Raw genomic sequence first — 2,689 nt, forward strand, 5'->3', positions numbered from 1 at the left:
GCGGCAGCAGGCCGCCCGGGTGCGGCTGGAGCCATCGGTGGACCAGACGCTTTATTGCGAATAGGACGGGACCGGGAATACGGGGGCAACATCACGGGTCATCCTGCTGGGTTCCGACATGAAGCTCTATTCCTTGCCGCACAGCGGCAGCCTTGTGACGGCAGCGCAGCAATGATTCCGGGAACCGACATGCACCAAAGAACCAAACGGATCACCGGCCTGCTGGCCGCTCTTCTGCTCAGCACAGTCGCTGCTGCGCAGCCCGCGGTGCCTGGCAAGGACGCGGCATTCGCCGTGAAGATGACATACGACCCGGGCGAGAGCGAGGCGGGCACCATGTCGTCCTTTCAGGCCAGCCCTTGTGTGCTGCACATCGCGCCTGCTTCAGATGCCCGGCAAAACAAGGAAACCATAGGGCAGTCGTTCAGCGGCCCGCTTCTGGCGGAAGGCGTCAGCCCGTGGATGACCGAGGGTCTCAAGCAACTCAAAGCCTTCGGTTACACCATCGGGAGCACGCCGCCGGACGGCACTCCTGCGGCGGACGGCCTGACCGTGCGGACCACCTTGACGCGGGCATACACCTGGCATGTCGGCATGAAGATTTTCAGCATGGTGGCGGTGAAGGCCGAGTTCGCGGATCGCAACGGTGTGCTGCAGCAGAAGTATTACCGCTCCCATGGCGACAAGACCAATATGTGGGGGGCGCAAGGCGAGTACGTGACGACGCTCAACTATGGCCTGAACAACCTGCTGCCTTTTCTGGCGCGGGACATGCAGTCGCTGTGCAAGGGAGAGAAGGTGGAGGGCTATACCTACGCCGGGCCTGACGGGCTGCCAAAATAAGCGAAGCGGGGGTGCGCGGCGGGGTTGGGTGGCTCGGCAACACCGGGAGGGTAGGAGGAGGCCATGCGTTACTGGTGGGTCAATCAGAACCAAACATACCGCCATGAGGTGCGGGGCGGGTATCTTTGGTCGCCCAAGCGCAAGGCCAACCAGGCAAGAAATCCGTTTTACGATTTCATGCGCGAGGTGGCTCCTGGCGATGTGGTCTTCTCATTCGCGGACACCGTGATCCGAGCCATCGGCATCGCACAATCACATGCGTACGAGGCCCCAAAGCCGTTGGAGTTTGGGCAGACCGGGGCCTACTGGGATCAGATCGGCTGGCGCTTGGATGTGCGTTTCCATCCCCTTCGGGCGCCTATGCGGCCCGCCTCCCACATGGCGGTGCTGGCGCCACTGCTACCGGCGCGATACGCCCCTTTGCGGCCCAACGGAGTGGGACTGCAGAGCGTGTACCTGACGCGCCTTCCTGAGCGTCTGGCGGCGGTCTTGATTGATCTGCTGGGTGCTGAAGCCCATGACTTGGTGAAAGGCTTCCGTGTCGCAGAAAGATCCGAAATAGCCGGCTCTGCGGTGGGGCTTGTCCAATGGGAAGAGCACGAGCTTCAACGGGTCCAGACCGACGCCAGCTTGCCCGAAACAGATCGTCAGGCATTGGTGCTGGCGCGCAGAGGCCAAGGCCTCTTCAAGGGGCGTGTGATGGCCATAGAGAGAGCCTGCCGGATCACGGGCGTGACAAGGGAAGAGCACCTCCGCGCCAGTCACTGCAAACCCTGGCGAGACGCCACAAACGAAGAGCGGCTCGATGGTGAAAATGGTCTGCTACTCACCCCGAGCATGGATCATCTGTTCGACCGCGGGTTCATTGCCTTCGACGACGATGGGCAGGTGATTTTTTCTCCTGTGGCGGACCAGGATTCGCTGGTCCGGATGGGGCTTGATCCCCGGCAGCCTTGGAATGTCGGTGCCTTTTCAAGCGGGCAGAAGCGCTTCCTCGAATTCCATCGCGAGAATGTTCTGTTGCGCTCCAGCTTTTTGCAGCATCTATGAGATCGATGCAGGCTGCTGATATGGCGCTGGAACACATGGCTAGCAGCGCCATCGGTTCCTATGGGCCTGGGGGCTTTTGCTTGGCAATGCGGATTGGCGCGGCCTCGGGAGATCGTGAGCAAGCCATGCGACTGTGATCAAGAGATGCTGGCGGCTTCCGAGAGAAATTTCTCCGCCTGGCCCCGCATGCCTTTCGCGGTCGAGGCCCAGATGTGCTCGGGAAACCCCGGGAGCACCACCATCACCAAGAGCCCTTCCTGGGTCGGATGGTGACGCTCCGGCCGGATGGTGATGCGACGTTAATGGTCGGGGCTTTACTCGTGGGTTGCCCGGCTGGCTTGCGGGGTTTGTTGGCCGGAGAGGTGAAGGACGAGGGAGCCGCATCCGATTGGCTTGCGGTGGCTTCGAGCGTGTGATCATCCCTCAACACCAGGGATACGCGCAATGCGGAGAGCACCTTCATCAACTGTTCGACGCTCACGACGCCCGGGTTGCCTTCAATCTCTGCGACACGGGCCTGCCCCACGCCCAGCATCTGCCCAAGCGCGGCTTGGGTGAGGCCGCGCGCCTTCCGGAGTGCTCGCAGGTGCTCGCGGAGCTGGCTGGTCAGGTGGAGGGAGTAGTCCATGTGGTTTTATCGGCGAAGGCCAATATATATGCCAAAGCCAGTTTTTGCAAGATACTGGCTTTGGCATATTTTGCGGGGCGGTCTCAAACCTGAAGTGCAACACCTCGATTGAGAGGGAGTTTCTGTTTCAGTGAATGGTAGCGTCCTGCCGCTGCGCAATGGCCTGCA

General features: G+C 61.3%; 3 protein-coding genes. 2 read left to right on the forward strand and 1 reads right to left on the reverse strand.

The features are described 5' to 3' along the window. Positions 1 to 189: 189 nt before the first annotated feature. Positions 190 to 843 (forward strand): hypothetical protein, encoded by a 654-nt coding sequence (locus T336_RS0122345; RefSeq protein WP_244884012.1) that lies wholly within the window; start codon positions 190 to 192, stop codon positions 841 to 843. Positions 844 to 906: 63 nt separating this feature from the next. Beyond that, positions 907 to 1,893, forward strand: coding sequence for an HNH endonuclease (locus T336_RS0122350; protein ID WP_026434186.1), 987 nt, complete (start codon positions 907 to 909; stop codon positions 1,891 to 1,893). A gap of 241 nt (positions 1,894 to 2,134) precedes the next feature. On the opposite strand, the gene T336_RS0122360 is transcribed toward T336_RS0122350, so the two are convergent. Then, a complete protein-coding gene (locus T336_RS0122360) occupies positions 2,135 to 2,521 on the reverse strand; it encodes a helix-turn-helix domain-containing protein (RefSeq protein WP_026434187.1) in 387 nt (128 codons plus the stop codon). Positions 2,522 to 2,689: the final 168 nt, after the last annotated feature.

Origin of the sequence: Paracidovorax oryzae ATCC 19882 (assembly GCF_000687165.1) — a bacterium.
Taxonomy (GTDB): Bacteria; Pseudomonadota; Gammaproteobacteria; order Burkholderiales; family Burkholderiaceae_C; genus Paracidovorax; species Paracidovorax oryzae.